This window comes from Actinomadura sp. HBU206391 (assembly GCF_014323665.1).
Taxonomy (GTDB): Bacteria; Actinomycetota; Actinomycetes; order Streptosporangiales; family Streptosporangiaceae; genus Actinomadura_C.
In genome coordinates, this window is sequence record NZ_JABVEB010000015.1 from 54278 (window position 1) to 74252 (window position 19975).

A 19975-nucleotide genomic window follows, 5' to 3' on the forward strand; every position below is an offset into this window, starting at 1 on the left:
ACCCCGGCGTCATGAAGGTCATCGCCAACGACCGCGTCCGGCGCCTGCAGGCCGAGGCGAAGAAGGCCGGCCGGGTTCGCCGGGCCCGCCAGGCGCGGACCCGTTGACCAGAAGGGACCCGGCTCCGGCCGGGCTGCCCGGATGCCGCCTAAGCGGACGCCCTCGCCCCCTCCCCCGTTCGGGGAGGCACGGCGGGGGCGTTCTCCGTTACGGCCGGCCGAATGCGCCCCGGCTCCCCCGCGCGACCGCGGACCTGGCCTCTTGCCGCCGCGCAGTGGACTGTCACCTTCCGGCCACCTTCTCACCTGCACCTTCACTGGGCCCGCCCCTGCGCGCTATGCGAACATCTTCGCTCGGGGGAAGGGGGCGTATGAGCGAGTCGCGAACATACCGGGGGATGTCCGCGCAGGAACGGGTCGCCGAGCGCAGGGAACGGGTGCTCGCGGCGGCGTTCGACCGGTTCGGCACCAAGGGCTATCCGGCCACCACCATCGACCTTCTGTGCGCGGACGCCAAGATCTCCACCCGTGCGTTCTACCAGTGCTTCGACGGACGCGAGGCCGTCCTCAGCGCGGTCTACAACGGGATCGTCTCCGAGGCCATGTCGAACGTGCGGGGCGCGCTCGACGAGGCGGGTGACACCCCACGCGACCTCGTGCGCGCGGGACTCTACGCCTACATCCGCTACATGATCACCGATGAGCGGCGGGCCCGTATCGCCCATGTCGAGGTCCGGCGGGCCGGCGACCCGCTCCTGCCGGAGCGGCTACGCACCGTCAACGAGTTCGCGGCGCTGATGGCGGGGCTGATGCGCGACCACACGGTCATCGAGGGGATCGACCACCACAACCTGGCGATCGGGCTGATCGGGGCGGTCCAGGAGCTGATCACCACGGGAGTGCAGGGGGATCCGCGGTGCGCCGAAGAGGACCTGCTCAAGACCGCGGAGTACATCTTCCTCGCGGCCCTGCCGAACTGACTCGCGTCGGAGCCTGCGTCTAGGGTGGCGCTTATGGCGAAACGTGATGAGACACCGGTCGTGCTGTCCCGGATCTACACCCGGACCGGCGACGATGGAACGACCGGGCTGGGCGACGGCAGCAGGACCGGCAAGACCGACCCCCGGCTGGCCGCCTACGCCGACGTCGAGGAGGCCAACAGCGCCATCGGGGTCGCCGTCGCCATGGGCGCGCTGCCCGAGGACATCGCCGCATTGCTCACCCGGATCCAGAACGACCTCTTCGACGTCGGAGCCGATCTGTGCGCACCGGTCGTCGACGACCCTCCGTACCCGCCGCTGAGGATCGACGAGTCCTATGTCGACCGGCTCGAAGCGGCGTGCGATGCCTACAACGAGCGGTTGCGGCCGCTGCGCAGCTTCATCCTTCCCGGCGGCACGCCCGGCGCCGCGCTGCTCCATGTGGCGCGCACGGTCGTACGGCGCGCCGAACGCTCGACCTGGGCGGCCATTGACGCGCACGGCGCGGCGGAAGGCGGCGACGACGGGGCCCCGTCGGCCGCCGGAGGCGTCAATCCGCTGACGGCGCGCTACCTCAACCGGCTCTCCGACCTGGTGTTCATCCTGACCCGGATCGTCAACGCCGACCACGGCGACGTCCTCTGGAAGCCCGGCGGCCCCTCCTCCCCGGCCGAATGAGAACGGCCGGGCCGGTCCGGCGGTGGGGTTAGCCCCACCGTTGAGACGCCTGTGGGCCACCTGTCGGGATCTCCTCGTCTCCTCGATGCTGTACACATGCGAAGAGCGCGACCGGAAGCGAGGGGACGATGAAGGTTGTCACAGGTGCGGTGGCGCTGGCCGGAATGGCCGTGGTGGCCGTGAGCGGATGCGGTATCAGCGTCAGCACCAAGACCCTCCACGAGGACCGCTCCTACGACGTCACCGGCCAAGTCGACGCCCTGCGGGTGAAGGCCGACGGCGACCGGATCGAGGTCGTCGGCACCGACTCCACGAAGATCGTGGTGCAGGAGCGGCTGTCGTACGGCAAGGGCGAGCGGCCCACCCCGCTGCACACCACCGAGGACGGCACGCTGTCCCTGCGGTACAAGTGCCCGGGCGGCATCCATGTCGGGATCGAACCGACCTGTGCCGTGAGCTACCGGGTCACGGTGCCGCGCGGCACCGACGTCCAGGTGACCGGCGACAGCGGCAGGGTGCAGGTGACCGGCGTGGCGGGTTCGGTGGACGCCCGCACCGATTCGGGGACCATCGACCTGGTCGACCTGCGCTCGCCGAAGCTGACCGCCAGATCCGACTCCGGGCGGATCCGGGTGGCGGGGCAGGCGCTGACCACGTCACTGCAGACCGACTCCGGAGCCATCACCGCCGAGAGACTCAAGGTCTCCGACCTCACGGTCCGCACGGACTCGGGGCCGATCCGGGCGAGCTGCACCGAGCCGCCCGCCAACGTGAACGCCGTGACCGACTCGGGCGCCGTCCAGCTGACGCTGCCGGGTGACCGCGAGTACGCGGTCAGTGCCCGCACCGACTCAGGCGCGGAGACCATCGACGTCAACCGCGACTCGACCTCTCCGCTCCAGGTCAAGGTGATCACCGACTCCGGACCTATCAAGATCGTCAAAGCCTGAGGGGCGGCCCGCCCGTCAGTTCGGGAAGTCGATGGGCAGGCCCGGGGGCGCCGCCTCGAGCCAGGCGAGGAAACCCGTGAGGGCGGCCCCGCTCATGGCCAGCTCGACCGTGAGCTCCCCGTCGCGGACCTCGATGATGTCGGCGTCGGGCACGAGGGCCGCGACCTCGTCGCCCTCGGGGCGACGTCGATTGGACACGACGAGGCCCCGGCGGTGGATCACCTGCCGGGGCCTCTTCCGGAAGCCGAAGATTCGATGCCAGTGCAGCTCGTCGCCCTTGTAACGGCCGAGGCCGAGCCGCCATACCCCCGCCGTCGCGTCCGGTTCGGCGCCGGCCTCGGAGCCGTCTCGTGCCTCACCGTCGGGCCCGCCCTTGGACGCACCCCGGGCGTCGCTCTCGGACCCGCCGGAGGGCAGCGTCCGGAGACTGCATTCGACAGTGCCGCCCGCGCGTTCGAAGAGCCACCGCCGTACGGAGACCACTAGGAAGCCGAGCACCACCGCGAGCAGGATCGCGGCGAACACCCCGCCGACGTCAAGTGCCAGCTGCTCGCCCACTCCCCCCGCCTTCAGCGTCGACTAGACCTCTTCACCGGCGGCCCGCAGACGTGCTCGGGCGCGTCGCTCGGCCACCACGGTCTCCGGGGCTCTGGCCTCGGCCTCAAGAGCCTCCTGCAGCGCGGCGCGTGCCGCGGGAACGTCGATCATGGCACCGAGTTCGGCCTGCTCGGCGAGCACGGCGACCTCGTCGCCGGCGACCGAGAAGAACCCGCTGCCCACCATCGCGGTGACCCAGTCCGACTGGTCCACCGGCTTGATGCGGACCACGCTGCCGTCCACGAGGACGCCCAGCACCGGAACGTGGCCGACCAGAATGCCCATCTCGCCTTCGATGGTCTGAGCGATCACCTGCTCGGCTTCACCGGACCAGATCTCACGCTCCGGCGAGACGAGTCCGACCTTAAGCGTTGCGCTTGCCACTTGCTTCCTCCGGGTGGGGCGGCTGTGCGAGAGAGGATAACGGTCGGGGTGGGCCCGGCCGGTCGACGGGTCGACCGCCCGGGCTCACCCGTACCGGTCAGCCCTCCAGTTCCCTGGCCTTCTTCTCAACGTCCTCGATGCCACCGCACATGAAGAACGCCTGCTCGGGGATGTGGTCGTACTTGCCCTCGACGATCGCCTTGAACGAGGAGACGGTCTCGTCCAGCGGCACGAAGACACCGGGCTGGCCGGTGAACGCCTCGGCCACGAACATCGGGTGCGAGAGGAAACGCTCGATGCGCCGCGCCCGTTGCACCGTGATCTTGTCCTCTTCGGACAGCTCGTCGATGCCGAGGATCGCGATGATGTCCTGCAGCTCCTTGTACTTCTGCAGGATCCCGATCACGGACTGGGCGACGTTGTAGTGCTCCTCACCGAGGATCTGCGGGTCCATGATCCGGGAGGTGGAGTCGAGCGGGTCCACCGCGGGGTAGATGCCCTTCTCCGTGATCGCCCGGGAGAGCACCGTGGTCGCGTCGAGGTGCGCGAACGTGGTGTGCGGAGCGGGGTCGGTGATGTCGTCCGCGGGCACGTAGATCGCCTGCATCGAGGTGATCGAGTGACCGCGGGTCGAGGTGATCCGCTCCTGCAGCTGACCCATCTCGTCGGCCAGCGTCGGCTGGTAACCCACCGCCGAGGGCATCCGGCCGAGGAGGGTCGAGACCTCCGAGCCGGCCTGGGTGAACCGGAAGATGTTGTCGATGAACAGCAGCACGTCCTGCTTCTGCACATCGCGGAAGTACTCCGCCATGGTCAGAGCCGACAGTGCCACCCGCAGACGGGTGCCCGGCGGCTCGTCCATCTGGCCGAAGACCAGGGCGGTGTCCTTGAGGACGTCCGCCTCGGCCATCTCGACCCAGAGGTCGTTGCCCTCACGGGTGCGCTCGCCGACGCCGGCGAAGCAGGAGGTGCCACCGAAGTTCCTGGCGACCCGGCGGATCATCTCCTGGATCAGCACGGTCTTACCGACACCCGCACCGCCGAACAGGCCGATCTTCCCACCGCGAACGTACGGGGTGAGCAGGTCGATGACCTTGATGCCGGTCTCCAGCATCTCCGTCCTCGACTCGAGCTGGTCGAACGGCGGCGCCTTCCGGTGAATCCCCCAGCGCTCCTCGACCTTCAGTGACGCGGTCGGCACGTCCAGTGACTCGCCGAGGGCGTTCCACACGTGGCCCTTGGTCACGTCACCGACCGGCACCGAGATCGGCTCGCCGGTGTCGGTGACCGTCATGCCCCGGACCATGCCGTCCGTGGGCTGCATCGAGATGGCACGGATGATGTTGTCGCCCAAGTGCTGGGCCACCTCAAGGGTCAGCGTCTTGGCCTCGTCGCCGGTACCGACCTCCACGTGGAGGGCGTTGTAGATTTCCGGCATGGCGTCGGCGGGGAACTCCGCGTCGACGACCGGGCCGATGACCCGCGCGACGCGCCCCGTTGCCGTGGCTGTCTCTACCGAAGCAGTCATGGTGACTCTCACTCACTCCCCGCGCTAGCCTCGGCGAGCGCGTTGGCGCCACCGACGATCTCGCTGATTTCCTGGGTGATCTCGGCCTGCCGCGCCTGGTTCGCCTGGCGCGAGTAGATCCCCACCAATTCGTTCGCGTTGTCCGTGGCCGACTTCATGGCCCGCCGCGTCGCCGCGTGGTACGAGGCGGCCGCCTGCAGCAGCATGTGCCAGATACGGCTCTCGACGTAGTTCGGCAGCATCAGGTCGAGCGCGATCTTGGCGGACGGCTCGAACTCGTACGCCGGCGGCACGGTCTCCGTGGCCGTCGCCTCCACCTCTTCGATCTCCAGCGGCAGCAGCCGGCGCACCTGCACCTCCTGCGTCAGCATGGACACGAACTGGGTGTAGATCACATGGATCTCACCGAGATCGCGCTTGCCCTCGCCCTCGCCCTCGCTCTCCGCGAGGAAGTCGGCGACGAGCCGCCGGCCGATGGTCTCGGCGTCCTCGAAGTTCGGCCGGTCGCTGAACCCGCTCCACTCCTCCTCGACCTCGCGGCCGCGGAACCGGTACCAGTTGATGCCCTTCCGCCCGACGATGTACGGGACGGGCTCCTTGCCGTCCTCCCGCAGCTTCGTCATGAGCGCCTCGGCCTCACGGAGGACGTTGGCGTTGTAGCCGCCGCAGAACCCGCGGTCACTGGTGATCAGGAGCACGGCGGCCCGCGGGCTGTCCGGCTTCTCCTTCACCAGCGGGTGCGCCACGTTGGTCTGGTGACTGATGAGAGCGGTCACCGCACGCGTGATGTGCCGCGCGTACGGCGCCGACTCCTTCACCCGCTCCTGCGCCTTGACGATGCGGGAGGTGGCGATGAGCTCCTGCGCACGCGTGATCTTGGCGGTCGACTTGACCGTTTTGATCTTCTGTCGCAGTTGACGAAGCTGTGCACCCATCGCCGATCAGCTCTTCTTGACCCGGGTGATCTTTTCCTGCTCGACGTCGCTCTCGTCCAGCGCCTCGACCGGTTCGTCCTCGATGAGGAGTTCACCGGTACTGGCCTGGAAGCCCTTCTTGAACTCCGTGATGGCGTCCTTCAGGGTGGTCAGCGCGTCGTCGGACAGCTCACCGGTCTCGCGAATGGAGTCGAGTACCCCACTGTAACTGTGCGCCACGAAGTCGAGGAACTCGCTCTCGAAGCGGCCGATGTCCTCGATCGGCACGTCGTCCAGCTGGCCCGAGGTGCCCATCCAGATCGAGATGACCTCTTTCTCGACCGGGAAGAGGACGTGCTGGCGCTGCTTGAGCAGCTCGACCAGCCGCGCGCCGCGCTCGAGCTGGGCGCGGGAGGCCGCGTCCAGGTCGGAGGCGAAGGAGGCGAAGGCCTCCAGGTCACGGTACTGCGACAGGGCCAGCCGAAGCGTTCCGGCCACCTTGCGCATCGCCTTGACCTGCGCGGAGCCGCCGACCCGGGAGACCGAGACACCGACGTTGATCGCCGGGCGGACACCCTGGTTGAACAGGTCGGTCTCCAGGAAGCACTGACCGTCGGTGATCGAGATGACGTTGGTCGGGATGTAGGCCGACACGTCGTTGGCCTTGGTCTCGACGATCGGCAGGCCGGTCATCGAGCCGCCGCCCATGTCGTCCGACAGCTTCGCGCAGCGCTCCAGCAGCCGGGAGTGCAGGTAGAACACGTCGCCGGGGTATGCCTCACGGCCCGGCGGGCGGCGCAGCAGCAGCGACACCGCGCGGTAGGCCTCGGCCTGCTTCGACAGGTCGTCGAAGATGATCAGGACGTGCTTGCCCTCGTACATCCAGTGCTGGCCGATGGCCGAACCGGTGTAGGGGGCGATGTACTTGTAGCCCGCGGGCTCGGAAGCGGGAGCGGCCACGATCGTGGTGTACTCCAGCGCTCCGGCCTCCTCCAGGACGCCGCGCACCGACGCGATCGTGGAGCCCTTCTGGCCGATCGCCACGTAGATGCAGCGCACCTGCTTGGAGGGGTCGCCGGACTCCCAGTTCGCACGCTGGTTGATGATCGTGTCGACCGCGATGGTGGTCTTGCCGGTCTGCCGGTCACCAATGATCAGCTGCCGCTGGCCCCGGCCGATCGGCGTCATCGCGTCGATCGCCTTGATGCCGGTCTGCAGCGGCTCTTTGACCGACTGCCGCTGCACGACGCTGGGCGCCTGCACTTCGAGCGGCCGTCGCACGTTCGATTCGATGTCGCCCTTGCCGTCCATCGGGTTGCCCAGCGAGTCGACGACACGGCCAAGGAAGCCGTCGCCGACCGGCACCGAGAGGACCTCGCCGGTACGACGGACCGGCTGACCCTCCTCGATGTTGCTGAAGTCGCCAAGGACAACGGCGCCGATCTCACGGACGTCCAGGTTCAGAGCCAGGCCACGCGTGCCGTCCTCGAACTCGAGGAGCTCGTTCGCCATGGTCGAGGGCAGGCCCTCGACGTGGGCGATGCCGTCGCCGGAATCGACGACGGTGCCGACCTCCTCGCGCGCGGCCGCTTCGGGCTCGTACGACTGGACGAAGCGCTCCAGCGCGTTCCGGATCTCATCCGGACGGATCGTCAGCTCCGCCATGATTCCTCTCTTGCTTCCTCTGTACGGGGTCAGCTCGTTGCGTGTTCTCGGCTCAGCCGCCGGCTCGTCAGCCCGACGTGATCCGGCGCCGGACGTCATCCAGCCGCCTGGCCACCGTGCCGTCGATGAGCTCGTCCCCGATCTGGACGGAAATACCGCCCAGGACACCGGGGTCGACCTCGATATTCAGGTATACGTCATGTCCGTAGGCCGCCGAGAGCGCCGCCACGAGCCGTGTCCGCTGGTCCTCGCTCAGGTCCGTGGGGGTGCGCACCAGCGCGACCAAGCGGTCGCGACGCTGGGCCACGAGTCGGCCGTACTCTTCCAGCGCTCGTTCCAGGCTACGTCCCCGCGAGTCCGTTACGACCTCGCTGATCAGCCGCGACGTCGAGGGCGTGACCTTGCCCTCCAGGAGGGCGCCCACCAGTTCCCGCTTCTGCTCGGCCGGCGGCCGCGGGCTGGTCAGGGCGTTGCGCAGTTGCGGCTCCCGATCGATCACGCGGCCGAAGCGGAAGATCTCGTCCTCGAGATCGTCGATCCGGCCCTCGCTCTCGGCCCGAGCCGCCTCGGCGATCACCGCGAGCCGCTCGAACGCGTCCGCGAGCTCTCGCGGCCGCGACCAACGCTGGCGTACGACGTCCGCCGCCAGCTCGAGGGCCGGCTCGGAGATCTTGCCCTCGAGCAGGATCCGGATGAGCTGTGCCTTCTCCTCTCCGTCCCGGGAAGGGTCGGAGAGGGCCCGGCGCAGCGACGGCTCGCGATCGAGCAGGCGCGTGATGCCGAACAGCTCCTCACCCAGCGTGGTGAGATCGGCCGTGGAAAGGACGGCCTCCAGCCGTTCCACGGCCTCGGCCAGCGATGCCCTGCTCGCCGCTCCGCTCATGGTCGCGCTCGCCTTCTCGCTCGCTGCGCGAGCGGCGCAAGAGAACGCTGCGCGTGACGCGCACCGCTCACTCCGCTCGCTCGGCGGCTCGCCGCTCCGCTCATGGTCGCGCTCGCCTTCTCGCTCGCTGCGCGAGCGGCGCAAGAGAACGCTGCGCGTGACGCGCACCGCTCACTCCGCTCGCTCGGCGGCTCGCCGCTCCGCCCCCGGTCTGGGTCATGAGACCTGCTCTCCCGCCTGCGCCCGAGCCCGCTCCTCGAGCTCCTCGAGGAAGCGGTCGACGGTGCGGCGCTGCCTGGCCTCGTCCTCGAGAGACTCGCCCACGACACGGCTCGCCAGCTCGACCGCCAGTTCACCGACTTCCGCGCGCAACCGGGCGAGCGCCTGCTGGCGCTCGGCCTCGATCTGCGCCTGCGACGACTCGGCGATGCGCCGCGCCTCCACCTGCGCCTGCTCGCGCATCTCCGCGATGATCTGAGCGCCCTGCTCACGCGCCTGCTCGCGCAGACGTGCCGCCTCGTGCCTGGCCTCGGCCAGCTGGGCCCGGTACTGCTCCAGCGTCTCCTCGGCCTCGGCCTGGGCCGCGTCGGCCCGCTTCAGCCCGCCCTCGATCGCCTCCGTACGCTCTTCGAGCGTCTTCTGGATCCGAGGTACGAGCATCTTGCCGACGACGAGCAGGACGACGGCGAAGGAGAAGATGCCGACGACGAGCTCATAGGTGTGCGGAAGGAGCGGGTTGTTCTCCTCCGCGGCCAACAGCGAAGCTGCCGTGATCATGTTTGCGGCCCTCCGTCAGGAATTCGGTCCTGTCACCGGTAGATGAAGGGCGCGACAAGGCCGATGAGGGCCAGCGCCTCGGTGAGCACGAAGCCCAGCAGCATGTTGGTGCGGATCACACCGGTGAGCTCGGGCTGCCGCGCGATGGCGTTCACGCCTTGGCCGAAGATGATGCCGACGCCGATACCCGGGCCGATGGCGGCCAGGCCGTATCCGATGGCGCCGATGTGTCCCTCGACCGCGGCCACGACGGGAAGTGCTTCAGCGAGCATTCGCTCTTTCCTTTTCTGTCGGCCGGTGAAGGTTCACCGGTCTGGTCTGGTCTAACTGGGGTCTGGCTGTGGGGAATCAGCCGGTCGGGTGACTCAGTGGTCCGCGTGAAGTCCGCTGCTGATGTACATCGCGGCGAGCATCGCGAACAGGAAGGCTTGCAGGAACTGGATGAACATCTCGAACCCGGTCATGGCGATCGTCATGATCACGCCGGCGATGCCCAGCGGAACGCCCTTGATGGTCGGCTCCTCGAAGAGGAACCAGAAGCCGACGGCGCTGAAGAACGCGAGGATGATGTGGCCGGCGAACATGTTGGCGAACAGTCGCACCGCGTGCGTGAACGGCGCCAGCACGAAGGTCGACAGGTACTCGATGGGGACCAGCAGGAAGTAGACCGGCAGGGGCAGACCCTTGGGGATCATGTCCGTGAAGTAGCGGCGGAATCCCTGGTGCTTGATGCCCAGATAGACCTTCAGCGCGTAGACACTGAGCGCGAGCACGATCGGGAAGGCGATGTGCGAGGCGATCGGGAACTGGACGACCGGTGTCACGGCCATGATGTTCCAGGTCCAGATGAGGAAGAACAGCGACAGCAGCAGCGGCATCCAGCGGTCGGAGTCCTTGCCGAGGAACGGCCGGGCCACCTGGTCGCGGACGAAGAGGTAGCCGACCTCGCCGAGGTTCTGCATCCCGCGGGGCACGAGCTTGGGGCTGGCGAAGGCGCTCCAGGCGACCACGCACACCACCAGCACGCCGAAGACGGCGAAGACGGTCGGCTTGGTCAGCCACGCCGGACCGCCGGCGAACAGCGGCGGGAAGTCGAAGAGCTCGGGCCCGGGGGCCTCGAACTCCTTGCCTCCTGAGGAGGCGAGGACAGTCAGCGTGTTCACGCCTTCACCTCGCCCAGTGGCTCGGTACGGCGTGCACGCGGCGCGTTGCAGTGCCTATCGGTCCGCTCGCTGCGCTCGCGCACTGGCGTTCCCTTCAGCGTGGAGATGGATCACGAGGACTTCTTCGACAGCATGACCGCCCGCGTGGGGGTCAGAAGTCGTACTTGACGTAGACCAGGTAGACGGCGAGCCCGACACCTATGATCAGGCCGATCGGGATGAAGATGTCCACGCCCGTCCACCGGCTCAACAACCACCCGGCGCCACCCCAAATGATCATCCCTGACAGCAGATAGCTGGGGACGGACCAGGCGGCGTCGGCGAAGTCGCGGCCGTCGTCTTCGGGCGGTCGCTTCTGCTCGCTCATCGCGCTCCGGACGATAGCAGGCTATGCCGCCAATGGTCATATCGGAGTAGTCCGATGAGGCCGCGCGCATGGTCAACCACTCCGGTCCGCAGGCGTCTCGGGTACGGACGAAGCGGCATCATCAGGCGTTTTGTCCGGATCGTCGACATACGGCGTCCTGCTCTTGAGAGTGGTACGGATCTCACCGCCGATCCAGGTGGCGATCAGCGCCAGGACGGTCCATGCGAAGACCTTGGGGTTCCAGATGGTCACGTTGTTCAACACCGAGATGAGCAACATCACGGCGAGTATCTTGAGCACGTAACTCGACATTGCAGCGAGCATCATCGTCTGCGGCGACACCTTGGCGGCATAGCCGACCGCGACGTGACTGATTGTGAAGAAGGCCACGACGACGACAGTGGCGATGGCGGCGCCGACGGCGCCCTTCGCTCCGGCGAGCGGCAGTGCGAGCAGTACGGCGGCCACACCGACCAGGCCAGCCGGGATCGCGGCGCCGCGGAGGATCCGGGCGTCGGAAGACTGCATGTGGGCTCCGGGTGGTTACGTTTTGTGTTCGCCTGTTGTTCGTGAAAGGTATCACAAGCGTGCGTGACGCCCGAATTACCTAGTGGGTAAGCGCGCCCGGCGGGGACCGGCCCGGCTCAGACCGGCTGCCGGGGCTGCTCCGCGGGCACCTGCGCCGGAGCGGCTTCGCGCGAGGCGCGCAGCCGCGGCACGGCGACCATCCCGACCACACCGGCGACCGCGACGGCGCCGATGACGCCGAACACCAGCGCCATCGAGCGGACGAAGGACAGGCCGACCATGCACGACGCCAGCAGCCCGACCCAGAAGTACATGATCAGTACGGCGCGGCGATGCGAATGGCCCAGTTCGAGCAGCCGGTGGTGCAGATGCTGCTTGTCCGGGGCGAACGGGGACCGGCCCTGATTGGTCCGGCGCCAGACGGCCAGGGACATGTCGATGAACGGCACCGTGATCACCGCCGGCACCAGCAGCAGCGGCACGAAGGCGGGGAAGAGGTTGTAGCTGCCGACGATCGCGGTGTCGAACTGCCCGGTCAGCATGATCGTGGACGCGGACAGCATGAGGCCGATCAGCATCGAGCCCGTGTCGCCCATGAAGATTCGCGCCGGGTTGAAGTTGTGCGCCAGGAACCCCGCGCACATGCCCATGAGGATGGCGGTGATGAGGGCCGCACCGGTGAGCGTCCTGAGACCGTTGGTCGCCGAGATCAGATAGGCGTACGAGAACGACGCCATCGCGGCGATGCCCACCACGCCGGCGGCCAGTCCGTCCAGGCCGTCGACGAAGTTCACCGCGTTGATCGTCGCGACGACGATGAAGACGGTGAGCGGCACGCCGTACGCCGGAGGAAGCGAGAGCACCTCGCCGCTGCGGGTCGGCAGCCAGAGCAACTGGACGCCGTTCATGATCAGCAGACCGGCGGCGGCCACCTGTCCCGCGAACTTGGTTAGCGCGTCGACTCCCCAGCGGTCGTCGGCGACGCCGATCAACACGATGAGGCCTCCGGAGAGCAGAAGCGCCCGTCCGGTGTCGCTCGACAGGAAGACCTTCCTCATCTCCGGGAGCTGGGCCGCCACGACCAGCGCGGCCACCATCCCGCCGAACATCGCCAGCCCGCCCAGCCGCGGCGTCGGGATCGCGTGCACATCGCGGTCGCGCACCTCGGTCATCGCGCCGAAGCGCACCGCGAACAGGCGTACGGCGGGAGTGAGCAGGTAGGTGACCACGGCGGCGGTGAGGCTGATGAGCAGATATTCCCGCACGCGCCGCGCCCCTCCCCTCGCCCCCGGCAGAGACCGATGCCCGCCGTAGATGTGGATGCCCGTGAGCCCGCTTCGGTTCATCGGGCCGAAAGATCTGCCCAACTCTAATCCGCGGAATCCCCCCGCGAACACCGGACGCACCAGATGATCAAGGTATTGACGGACACTCGCGCCCGTGATGACGCCTCGGTGACGAAGGCGTCACTCTACGGATTTCCCTGCAGGTCGCATGGCGCACTCTCTAAGCTTCCAGCGTGTCCACCGTGGCGCGCGGGCTGGTCGGGGGACTGGTCCTACAAGCGCTGCTCACCGGTTGCGCCCGTGGCCCCGTGCTGTCGGAGTCCGCGCAGCAACTCAAGGCCGACACCCGGTCGGTGCTCGGCGACGGCGCCAAGCGCCTCGGCGCTCCGCACGCGGCGCCCGTCGTCCTCACCGACGCCACGCGCCCTTGCCGGAACGGGCAGGCGCAGCAGATCTTCCGCGGCCAGATCTCACTGCGCCGCGGCGGCTCCACGAGCGTGACCCTGGACCACGCCGCCGACGTGACCCTGGAGATGATCCGCGAGCGGGGGTACCGGCTGGAGCGACCGCCGACCGCCGGCCACCGGACCTTCACCATGGCCCGCGAGCTGCCGGAGGTACGGCTCACCGTCCGGCTGCGCGGCGGTCGGCAGCCCCTCCTCGTCCTGGACGGCATCACGCCCTGCCTGCCCAGCTGACGGAAGCCCCGGCCGACGCCACGTGACCATCTTCACACCGGCCCGGGATGGGCTCGCCGTCGCGTCCGGATTCTGCCCGAATGTTCGGTTTTAGGGCACTTTGAGGACAGGGACCCGCACGTGTCGTCATGGCCGTTGGACGCAAAGAAGCCAATCCTGGTTCCGGCAAGGGGCCGGCGCAGAACGGACAGGTTACGAACACGAAAAATGCAGAACAAATCTGATTTGTCCCCTGCTACAGTCACCGGGCAATTCCGGAGATAGATAGCTTGGAGGGGCAAGTGCGGCGTATTACCAAAATCGGGGCAGCACTCGCGGGCGCGGGTGTGGTCATGGGTATGGCGGTGGCTCCCGCCGAGGCGGCGACCGGCAGCTGGAAGCCGACCAACTGGTACACGAACGTCGGTGCGTCGGGTTCCTACACCCGGACCAGCACGAAGACCACGGTCAAGGGCAAGCTCGCCGACTACCGCAAGGACGGATACACCGCCTGCGTCCGGTTCCTGTTCACCGAGCCCGGCACGACCGGCCTGTACTGGACCGCCAAGATCATGACCACCAGCGGTTACCACTACGACGGCAAGGCCACGGTCAACATCTCCGTGGTGACGTCCAGGACCGGCCACATGTACGTGCAGGAATGCGGCCGGAACATCAAGACCGGCAAGTACTCCTACGGCAAGGGCAAGCGGATCTTCTGACCGCCGGCTGAACGCTGAACGCTGAACAAAGGAGAAGGGCCCCGCCACGGCTGGGCCCTTTCTCTTGTGTCATCCGTCCTTCCCCCGGCCGGATCTCAGTCCTTCTCCCGACCCGAATCTCCTGGCGGCACCTCGCCCGCCGCCTCGCCCGCCGCGTCCTTGCGCAGGTCGGGAGCCTCGCCGGTGTCGGGCGTGTGCGGGTGGACGTCGTCGGCGTCGTCCTTGCGCAGAGAGGGAGCCTGTTCTCCTGGCTCCTCTTCTCCGGGCTGTTCCCCGTCCTCCTTGCGCAGAGACGGAGGCGCGTCGTCGCCGTCCTTGCTCAGCGAGGGGGCTGCCGCCGAGCCCTCGCCGCCCGTCGTGTCCGTCGCGTCCGTCCCGTCGACGCCGTCGACCTCGGCGGCGTCCTGATCACCGTCGTCGTCGACGAGCAGCACTCCGCAGACCCCGCGCAGCCTGTCCTCGGGGATGGCGCCGGCGCGCAGCAGCCGTGGCACCGGGCCGGTCAGGTCGATGATCGACGACGGCTCGGTCTCACCGGACGGGCCCCCGTCGAGGTAGACGGCCACGGTGTCACCGAGCTGCTTCTCCGCCTCCTCGGCGGTGCGGGCCGCCTCGACGCCGCTCTGGTTGGCGCTGCTGACCGCCATCGGCCCGGTCCCCCTGAGCAGCTCCAGGGCGAGGTGGTCCAGCGGCATGCGCACGGCGACGGTGCCCTTGGTCTCGCCGAGGTCCCAGGCGAGGTTCGGGTTCGCCCGGCACACCAGGGTGAGGGCGCCCGGCCAGAACTCGTCGATGAGATCCTGCCCGTACGTGCCGAGATCGTCGATCAGCGCCGTAGCGGCGCGTACGGATCCGACCAGCACCGGCGGCGGCATATCGCGACCGCGGCCCTTCGCGTCGAGCAACGCGGTCACCGCGGTAGGGGTGAAGGCGTCACAGCCGATGCCGTACACCGTGTCGGTCGGCAGCACGACCAATTCTCCACGGCGCACCGCCGACACCGCCTCGGCGATTCCGCGGGTGCGCTCCATCGGCTCAGAGCAGTCATAACGTCGGCTCACGATCGCCTATTCTCCCACCTGTCCGCCATGCTCTTGCGGTTGCTCGGATGCCCGCGTCACTCGGCGCCCAGCCGCGCGGTGACGAAACGGTCCCGGTTGGTCAGGTCGCGCCGGTTCCGCACGTCCCGCCAGCCGTGCTCTTCGGGAAAGACCCAGTAGACGGCATTGCCCTGCAGATCGCTGTGCTCGACGGCGACGTAGCCCCCCGGCCGCAGGAGCCTGTGCGCCGTGGACTCCACGATCCGCACCGCGTCGAGGCCGTCGTCGCCGCCGCCCCACAGGGCGTCCGGCGGATCATGGTCGCGCACGTCCTGCGGCACGTACTCCCACTCGCTCATCGGGATGTACGGCGGGTTGCTGATCACCAGGTCGACGGTGCCGTCGAGGTCGCTGAGCGCGGTCGAGAAGTCGGCCAGGTGCAGCCGTACCCGCCCCCTGTCGTCCAGCTCCTCGATGTTGCGCGTTGCGTGCACGTAGGCCTTCGGATCGCGCTCGACGGCGTGCACGCGCGCTCTCGGCGCCTCCTGGGCGATGCTCAGCGCTATCGCACCGGACCCGGTGCCGAGGTCGACGACCAGGGGGTCGGTCACGTCCATGTCCCGGAGGGTGTCGATCGCCCAGCCTGCGACGACCTCGGTCTCGGGGCGGGGGACGAAGACCCCCGGACCGACCTTGAGCTCGAGGTAGCGGAAGAAGGCGCGGCCGGTGATGTGCTGCAGCGGCTCACCGGCCTCACGCCGCGCGACGCCCTCCCAGAAGCGCGCGTCGAACGCGCCGTCCGGCACCGTGTGCAGCTCGGCCCGCCTGACCCCGTGGACCGCGGCGGCGAGCTCCTCCGCGTCGGCCCGTGGTGACGCCGCGCCCGCCTCGGCGAGGCGTGCCGTGGCCCGGGCGATCTCGTCCAGGAGCAGGTTCATGATCGGGCGTCGGCTCTATTCCCGCTCCTCGAGCCGACGTTCCATGTCGGCGTCGACCAGCGCTTGGATCACGTTGCCCAGATCACCGTCGAGCACTTGATCGAGGTTATAGGCCTTGTAGCCGACACGGTGGTCGGAGATGCGGTTCTCCGGGAAGTTGTAGGTCCGGACGCGCTCGGAGCGGTCGACCGTACGCACCTGGCTCTTGCGCTCGGCCGCGGCGTGCGCGTCGGCCTCCTCCTGAGCCTGCGCGAGCAGGCGGGCGCGCAGAATGCGCATCGCCTGTTCCTTGTTCTGCAGCTGGCTCTTCTCGTTCTGGCACGAGACCACGATGCCGGTCGGGGCGTGGGTGATCCGGACCGCGGAGTCGGTGGTGTTGACGCTCTGACCGCCCGGGCCGCTGGACCGGAACACATCGATGCGCAGGTCGCTGGCGTCGATCTGCACCTCGACGTCCTCGGCCTCGGGCGAGACCAGGACGCCCGCGGCGCTGGTGTGGATGCGGCCCTGCGACTCGGTGACCGGCACCCGCTGCACGCGGTGCACGCCGCCCTCGAACTTCAGATTGGCCCAAACGCCCTCCCTGCCCTTGACGGACATGGTGACGTCCTTGAATCCGCCGAGATCCGAAGGGTGCGCGTCGATGATCTCGGTCTTCCAGCCGACCCGCTCGGCGTAGCGCTGGTACATCCGCAGCAGGTCGCCGGCGAACAGCGCCGACTCCTCGCCGCCCTCGCCCGCCTTGACCTCGAGGATGACGTCCTTGCCGTCGGAGGGGTCCCGGGGCACCAGCAGCGTGCGGAGCCGGCCCTCGATCTCCTCTTTGCGCTTCTCCAGCTCGGTCGCCTCGGCGGCGAAGGCCTCGTCCTCATGGGCGAGCTCGCGCGCGGCCGTGAGGTCCTCGCCGGTCTGCCGCAGATCACGGCAGGTCTCGACGATCGGCCGCAGGTGGGCATACCGCTTGCCCAGCGTGCGCGCCTTCTGCTGATCGGCGTGCACCGCCGGGTCGGCCAACGCCTGCTCGATGTCGGCGTATTCGCTGATGAGATCGTCGAGGTTCACTGTGCGTCCTTGCCCGCGTCCCTGCGTGACTGAGCCGATGCGGACAGACACCGGGCCGACCGGGAGCTTGCCGCCCCTCGGCCGGCCGGCGTCCTGGTGCGGTTACTTCTTGTCCGCGGCCTTCTTGCCGAAGCGCTTCTCGAACCGGGCCACACGGCCGCCGGTGTCCAGGATCTTCTGCTTACCCGTGTAGAACGGGTGACAGTTGGAGCACACGTCGGTGTGGATCACGCCGTTCGCGGCGGTGCTACGGGTCTCGAAGGTGTTCCCGCACGTGCACGTCACGGTCGTGACGGCGTAGTTCGGGTGGATGTCAGGCTTCACGGAGTCTCCTCGCTAGTGGCGGTCGCCGGGTCGTCCCCGTCAGGCGATGCTCGGGGGCGTGAACCGGTACCGCAGCGGTTGCACTATCAGTGTGCCAGATAGGCGAACGTGCCGAGCTCACCGCCCATTCCCGGAGCAGCTCGCGATCACGTGGCCGATCAGCTCCCGCGCCGGCCCCCGGCCCCGGCCGCTCCCCCGCCCCCGGCGGGGCCCTCGGGACGGCCGAGGTAGGCGAGCACGGCCATGACCCGGCGGTGGTTCTGCTCGGCCGGCGGCAGGTTCAGCTTGAGAAAGATGTTGGAGATGTGCTTTTCCACCGCGCCCTCGGTGACGACGAGATCACGGGCGATCGCGCCGTTGGACCGGCCCTGGGCCATCAGGCCGAGCACCTCGCGTTCGCGCGGCGTCAGCACCTCCATCCGGTCCCCGCTGCGCCGCCGCCCGAGCAGCTGGCCGATCACCTCGGGGTCGATGACCGTACCTCCGGCGGCGATCCGGCGTACGGCGTCGATGAACTCGCGTACCTCGGCGACGCGCTCCTTGAGCAGATAGCCCACGCCCTCGGCGCCGCCGCCGATCAGATCGGTGGCATAACGCTCTTCGACGTACTGCGAGAGCACCAGGATCGGTGTTCCGGGGACCTGTTCCCGTACGGCGAGTGCCGCCCGCAGTCCTTCGTCGGTGAAGGACGGCGGCATCCGCACGTCCACGATCGCAAGGTCGGGCCGGTGCTCGGCCACGATGCCGACCAGGCTGGGCCCGTCCCCGACCGTCGCCACCGTCTCGATCTGCTCGTCGGCCAGCAGCCGTACGAGCCCCTCTCGCAGCAAGACTGAGTCTTCCGCTATGACGACTCGCACGCGCCCACCCTAGGGCACCCGGGAACCCCTCCGCCGTGATCATGCAGTTGTCCGCGGCCCTTGTGGGGCCTCCGGCCGGACAGCTGCATGATCACGGGCGCGAGAGCCTGCAGGGCTACCAGGTACAGGGGAGATCCGCGCGGATCACCGTGGGGCCGCCGAGAGGGCTGTTGACGGTGAGGATTCCGTCGATCGTCGCGGCGCGGTCGGCCAGCCCGGCCAGGCCGCCGCCGCGCGTGGCGGCGGCTCCGCCCACGCCGTTGTCGCTGATCTCGACGATGACCCAGTGGTCGTCCCGGCTGACCTTGATCGCGGCACGGGTGGCGCGGGCGTACTTCGCGATGTTGGCGAGCGACTCGGCGACGATGAAGTAGGCGATGCTCTCCACGGCCGCCGGCGGCCGGTCCGGCAGGTCCACCTCGACCTCGACCGGTACGGGAGCGCGGGCGGCGAGCCCGGACAGCGCCGGGTCGAGGCCCCGGTCGGTCAGGATCGCGGGGTAGATGCCGCGGGCCAGGTCACGCAGCTCGCTGATGGCCTCCCTGGTCCCCACGTGCGCCTGCTCGATCAGTTCGCGGGCGCCGACCGGGTCATCGTCCAGCTTGGCCCTGGCCCGGCCGATGTCCATGGCCACCGCGAGCAGCCGCTGCTGGGCGCCGTCGTGCAGATCGCGCTCGATGCGGCGCCGCTCCGACTCGGCGGCGTCGACCCCGCGGGCGCGGCTGGCCTGCAGGTGATCGGCGCGGGCGCGCAGCACCAGGTTCTCCGCCTGGCGTTCGCTCGGGCCGAGCAGAAGGCTCGCGAACAGCACGTGGCCGGTGCCCATAACCCTTGTGACGTATATCGCGATGAGCAGCGACACGACGCCGAGCGGGACCCACGGCAGTGCCTCGAGGGGCTGGTCGACGACCCACTGCAGGTCGCCGCCGAAGTAGAACGTGACCCGGGTGAACAGCACCAGGACCGGCATGGTGAGGAGGATCGCGGTGGCGAACCAGAGCGCGGACGAGACGACGAACTCCACCAGGGTGATGGGGAACAGGACGGCGAAGTAGAGCAGTCCCTTCCACGTCGCAGGGTCCACGACGAGTGCCCGCAGTTTGCGGAACAGGTTGCCCGGCGGCAACGGGCGGTACGGGTTCGGGATCGTGGCCCCGAAGGCGGCGAACATCACCCACCGCTCGAGGAACACCCCGCCCCGCAACGCGGTGATCAGGAGTGCCATGAGCGGTACCCCGACCCAGATGATGAGCAGGCCCAACGACAGCGCGGTGCCCACCGTGAGAAAGATGAACCAGGCGAGGCCGAGCGCCATGCTCGCCTGCAGGTAGACGGCCGCCCGCCAGGTCAGCGGGTCGCGCACCATCTCCACCGGTCGCCAGGATCTGCCCTCGACCGCCGTCTTCGTAGTCATCCGCGCGCTCCGCCCATCTCGACGGGTGATCCGGGCCCGCGTCCCGGTGGTTCATACCCGTGCCAACCGTACGGCTCCAGCCTCGGGTACGGGGGGCACGGCGGCCATGGAGCATGCCGCCCTCTTGGGGGTGGGGCTATCCCCACCCCCTCCGTCGCACGCGGCAACCCGTCCCGCATCGCACGCGGCGGCCGGAGACGCCGGCGGCGTCCAGGCCTCGCGTGAGGCCCGGACGCCGC

23 protein-coding genes are annotated in these 19975 nt (G+C 68.8%); 5 read left to right on the forward strand and 18 right to left on the reverse strand.

What is annotated here, in order from left to right:
• Positions 1-397 precede the first annotated feature (397 nt).
• The 3 genes from HKK72_RS09070 (at position 398) to HKK72_RS09080 (ending at position 2607) form a co-directional block, all read left to right on the forward strand.
• Complete coding sequence (locus HKK72_RS09070; RefSeq protein ID WP_187233823.1) at positions 398-979, forward strand: TetR/AcrR family transcriptional regulator; 582 nt, start codon at positions 398-400, stop codon at positions 977-979.
• Positions 980-1012: 33 nt separating this feature from the next.
• A complete protein-coding gene (locus HKK72_RS09075) occupies positions 1013-1657 on the forward strand; it encodes a cob(I)yrinic acid a,c-diamide adenosyltransferase (RefSeq protein ID WP_187233824.1) in 645 nt (214 codons plus the stop codon).
• Between the two features lie 128 nt (positions 1658-1785).
• Positions 1786-2607 carry a DUF4097 family beta strand repeat-containing protein gene (locus HKK72_RS09080; RefSeq protein WP_187233825.1) on the forward strand — a complete coding sequence of 274 codons (822 nt, stop codon included), beginning with the start codon at positions 1786-1788 and terminating at the stop codon, positions 2605-2607.
• A 15-nt stretch (positions 2608-2622) separates the two neighbouring features.
• Here the strand turns inward: HKK72_RS09080 and HKK72_RS09085 are convergent, their stop codons facing one another.
• The 12 genes from HKK72_RS09085 to HKK72_RS09140 all read right to left on the reverse strand — a co-directional run bounded on the left by HKK72_RS09085 (position 2623) and on the right by HKK72_RS09140 (position 12759).
• A complete protein-coding gene (locus HKK72_RS09085) occupies positions 2623-3165 on the reverse strand; it encodes a DUF2550 domain-containing protein (protein WP_187233826.1) in 543 nt (180 codons plus the stop codon).
• 21 nt (positions 3166-3186) lie between these two features.
• Positions 3187-3588, reverse strand: a complete 402-nt coding sequence (locus tag HKK72_RS09090; RefSeq protein ID WP_187233827.1) for a F0F1 ATP synthase subunit epsilon — start codon at positions 3586-3588, stop codon at positions 3187-3189.
• Between the two features lie 97 nt (positions 3589-3685).
• Positions 3686-5116 carry a F0F1 ATP synthase subunit beta gene (atpD, locus tag HKK72_RS09095; protein WP_187233828.1) on the reverse strand — a complete coding sequence of 477 codons (1431 nt, stop codon included), beginning with the start codon at positions 5114-5116 and terminating at the stop codon, positions 3686-3688.
• An 8-nt stretch (positions 5117-5124) separates the two neighbouring features.
• On the reverse strand, positions 5125-6051 hold the full coding sequence (locus HKK72_RS09100; RefSeq protein ID WP_187233829.1) for a F0F1 ATP synthase subunit gamma: 927 nt from the start codon (positions 6049-6051) through the stop codon (positions 5125-5127).
• Positions 6052-6057: 6 nt separating this feature from the next.
• Entirely contained in the window at positions 6058-7695 is a 1638-nt protein-coding gene (gene atpA / locus HKK72_RS09105; RefSeq protein ID WP_187233830.1) for a F0F1 ATP synthase subunit alpha, read from the reverse strand.
• A 67-nt stretch (positions 7696-7762) separates the two neighbouring features.
• Positions 7763-8578 carry a F0F1 ATP synthase subunit delta gene (locus HKK72_RS09110; protein ID WP_187233831.1) on the reverse strand — a complete coding sequence of 272 codons (816 nt, stop codon included), beginning with the start codon at positions 8576-8578 and terminating at the stop codon, positions 7763-7765.
• A 216-nt stretch (positions 8579-8794) separates the two neighbouring features.
• Complete coding sequence (locus HKK72_RS09115; RefSeq protein WP_187233832.1) at positions 8795-9355, reverse strand: F0F1 ATP synthase subunit B; 561 nt, start codon at positions 9353-9355, stop codon at positions 8795-8797.
• Between the two features lie 32 nt (positions 9356-9387).
• Positions 9388-9627, reverse strand: a complete 240-nt coding sequence (gene atpE, locus HKK72_RS09120; protein ID WP_187233833.1) for an ATP synthase F0 subunit C — start codon at positions 9625-9627, stop codon at positions 9388-9390.
• A gap of 93 nt (positions 9628-9720) precedes the next feature.
• Positions 9721-10518: a F0F1 ATP synthase subunit A gene (atpB, locus tag HKK72_RS09125; protein WP_187233834.1), complete on the reverse strand. Its 798-nt coding sequence runs from the start codon at positions 10516-10518 to the stop codon at positions 9721-9723.
• A gap of 151 nt (positions 10519-10669) precedes the next feature.
• On the reverse strand, positions 10670-10885 hold the full coding sequence (locus tag HKK72_RS09130) for a hypothetical protein (RefSeq protein WP_187233835.1): 216 nt from the start codon (positions 10883-10885) through the stop codon (positions 10670-10672).
• A 72-nt stretch (positions 10886-10957) separates the two neighbouring features.
• Positions 10958-11353, reverse strand: a complete 396-nt coding sequence (locus HKK72_RS09135) for a hypothetical protein (RefSeq protein ID WP_315987157.1) — start codon at positions 11351-11353, stop codon at positions 10958-10960.
• Between the two features lie 176 nt (positions 11354-11529).
• Positions 11530-12759: a glycosyltransferase family 4 protein gene (locus HKK72_RS09140; protein ID WP_222720511.1), complete on the reverse strand. Its 1230-nt coding sequence runs from the start codon at positions 12757-12759 to the stop codon at positions 11530-11532.
• A 173-nt stretch (positions 12760-12932) separates the two neighbouring features.
• On the opposite strand from HKK72_RS09140, the gene HKK72_RS09145 reads away from it, so the two are divergent.
• Positions 12933-13397, forward strand: a complete 465-nt coding sequence (locus HKK72_RS09145) for a hypothetical protein (protein ID WP_187233837.1) — start codon at positions 12933-12935, stop codon at positions 13395-13397.
• Positions 13398-13729: 332 nt separating this feature from the next.
• A complete protein-coding gene (locus HKK72_RS09150) occupies positions 13730-14098 on the forward strand; it encodes a hypothetical protein (RefSeq protein WP_187233838.1) in 369 nt (122 codons plus the stop codon).
• Positions 14099-14193: 95 nt separating this feature from the next.
• On the opposite strand, the gene HKK72_RS09155 is transcribed toward HKK72_RS09150, so the two are convergent.
• From HKK72_RS09155 to HKK72_RS09180, 6 genes are all read right to left on the reverse strand, one after another.
• Positions 14194-15159 (reverse strand): L-threonylcarbamoyladenylate synthase, encoded by a 966-nt coding sequence (locus HKK72_RS09155; RefSeq protein WP_315987158.1) that lies wholly within the window; start codon positions 15157-15159, stop codon positions 14194-14196.
• 56 nt (positions 15160-15215) lie between these two features.
• A complete protein-coding gene (gene prmC, locus HKK72_RS09160) occupies positions 15216-16076 on the reverse strand; it encodes a peptide chain release factor N(5)-glutamine methyltransferase (RefSeq protein WP_187233839.1) in 861 nt (286 codons plus the stop codon).
• Between the two features lie 15 nt (positions 16077-16091).
• Positions 16092-17138 carry a peptide chain release factor 1 gene (gene prfA, locus HKK72_RS09165; RefSeq protein ID WP_187233840.1) on the reverse strand — a complete coding sequence of 349 codons (1047 nt, stop codon included), beginning with the start codon at positions 17136-17138 and terminating at the stop codon, positions 16092-16094.
• A gap of 102 nt (positions 17139-17240) precedes the next feature.
• Positions 17241-17462, reverse strand: a complete 222-nt coding sequence (gene rpmE / locus HKK72_RS09170; RefSeq protein ID WP_187233841.1) for a 50S ribosomal protein L31 — start codon at positions 17460-17462, stop codon at positions 17241-17243.
• A gap of 158 nt (positions 17463-17620) precedes the next feature.
• Positions 17621-18322, reverse strand: coding sequence for a response regulator (locus tag HKK72_RS09175; RefSeq protein WP_187233842.1), 702 nt, complete (start codon positions 18320-18322; stop codon positions 17621-17623).
• 115 nt (positions 18323-18437) lie between these two features.
• Positions 18438-19736: a sensor histidine kinase gene (locus HKK72_RS09180; RefSeq protein ID WP_222720513.1), complete on the reverse strand. Its 1299-nt coding sequence runs from the start codon at positions 19734-19736 to the stop codon at positions 18438-18440.
• Positions 19737-19975: the final 239 nt, after the last annotated feature.

What these genes read in the sequence shown, in the direction of transcription:
- HKK72_RS09070 (WP_187233823.1), top strand. Translation starts at nt 398, where the DNA reads ATGTCCGCGCAGGAACGGGTCGCCGAGCGCAGGGAACGGGTGCTCGCG.
- HKK72_RS09075 (WP_187233824.1), top strand. Translation starts at nt 1,013, where the DNA reads ATGGCGAAACGTGATGAGACACCGGTCGTGCTGTCCCGGATCTACACC.
- HKK72_RS09080 (WP_187233825.1), top strand. Translation starts at nt 1,786, where the DNA reads ATGAAGGTTGTCACAGGTGCGGTGGCGCTGGCCGGAATGGCCGTGGTG.
- atpD (WP_187233828.1), bottom strand. Translation starts at nt 5,116, where the DNA reads ATGACTGCTTCGGTAGAGACAGCCACGGCAACGGGGCGCGTCGCGCGG.
- HKK72_RS09100 (WP_187233829.1), bottom strand. Translation starts at nt 6,051, where the DNA reads ATGGGTGCACAGCTTCGTCAACTGCGACAGAAGATCAAAACGGTCAAG.
- atpA (WP_187233830.1), bottom strand. Translation starts at nt 7,695, where the DNA reads ATGGCGGAGCTGACGATCCGTCCGGATGAGATCCGGAACGCGCTGGAG.
- HKK72_RS09110 (WP_187233831.1), bottom strand. Translation starts at nt 8,578, where the DNA reads ATGAGCGGAGCGGCGAGCAGGGCATCGCTGGCCGAGGCCGTGGAACGG.
- HKK72_RS09115 (WP_187233832.1), bottom strand. Translation starts at nt 9,355, where the DNA reads ATGATCACGGCAGCTTCGCTGTTGGCCGCGGAGGAGAACAACCCGCTC.
- atpE (WP_187233833.1), bottom strand. Translation starts at nt 9,627, where the DNA reads ATGCTCGCTGAAGCACTTCCCGTCGTGGCCGCGGTCGAGGGACACATC.
- HKK72_RS09130 (WP_187233835.1), bottom strand. Translation starts at nt 10,885, where the DNA reads ATGAGCGAGCAGAAGCGACCGCCCGAAGACGACGGCCGCGACTTCGCC.
- HKK72_RS09140 (WP_222720511.1), bottom strand. Translation starts at nt 12,759, where the DNA reads ATGAACCGAAGCGGGCTCACGGGCATCCACATCTACGGCGGGCATCGG.
- HKK72_RS09150 (WP_187233838.1), top strand. Translation starts at nt 13,730, where the DNA reads ATGGGTATGGCGGTGGCTCCCGCCGAGGCGGCGACCGGCAGCTGGAAG.
- prmC (WP_187233839.1), bottom strand. Translation starts at nt 16,076, where the DNA reads ATGAACCTGCTCCTGGACGAGATCGCCCGGGCCACGGCACGCCTCGCC.
- HKK72_RS09180 (WP_222720513.1), bottom strand. Translation starts at nt 19,736, where the DNA reads ATGACTACGAAGACGGCGGTCGAGGGCAGATCCTGGCGACCGGTGGAG.